Origin of the sequence: Pseudomonas sp. SIMBA_068, from assembly GCF_046534705.1 — a bacterium.
GTDB lineage: Bacteria > Pseudomonadota > Gammaproteobacteria > Pseudomonadales > Pseudomonadaceae > Aquipseudomonas > Aquipseudomonas putida.
Genome location: NZ_JAWRYI010000077.1, coordinates 1 through 415, shown reverse-complemented (window position 1 = coordinate 415; position 415 = coordinate 1). Strand labels below are relative to the sequence as shown.

The following is a 415-nucleotide window of genomic DNA, read 5'->3' as shown; positions in this document are numbered from 1 at the left end:
GCTGTCGCGTACCTGATGCAAGGGCTGCCCTTGCCAGAGAACCTCGCCTGCGTCAGGGCGAGACAACCCCGTCAGCAAACGGAGAAGCGTTGTCTTCCCCGCGCCGTTGCTACCGGTGATTTGTACCCACTCTCCTGCGTTCAGCGTAAATGACAAGCCACTAAATAAGGTTCGTTCATCCCGCTCACAAAGTAACTCTCTGGCTTCAAGCATACCCACGCAATAACCCTGTTAAAAACCTGGCTCGACTTCACGCATATCGGGCAGCTTGTGCGCTATCCCTTTATGGCAATCAATACAGGTTTGCCCATCTTTCACCGCCTGGTCATGCATCTTCGCGGCAACCGATTTCTGGGCGGTTGTATCCATATACTCGAAGTTGTGACAGTTACGGCACTCCTGCGAGTTATTGTCC

2 protein-coding genes are annotated in these 415 nt (G+C 53.3%); both read right to left on the bottom strand.

Annotated features, from left to right (window positions below; all coding sequences use genetic code 11):
- Positions 1 to 213: ATP-binding cassette domain-containing protein (locus SB756_RS28225; protein ID WP_191637366.1), on the bottom strand; the 213-nt coding region annotated here is incomplete at its 3' end.
- Between the two features lie 18 nt (positions 214 to 231).
- Positions 232 to 415: NapC/NirT family cytochrome c (locus SB756_RS28220; RefSeq protein ID WP_410912789.1), on the bottom strand; the 184-nt coding region annotated here is incomplete at its 5' end.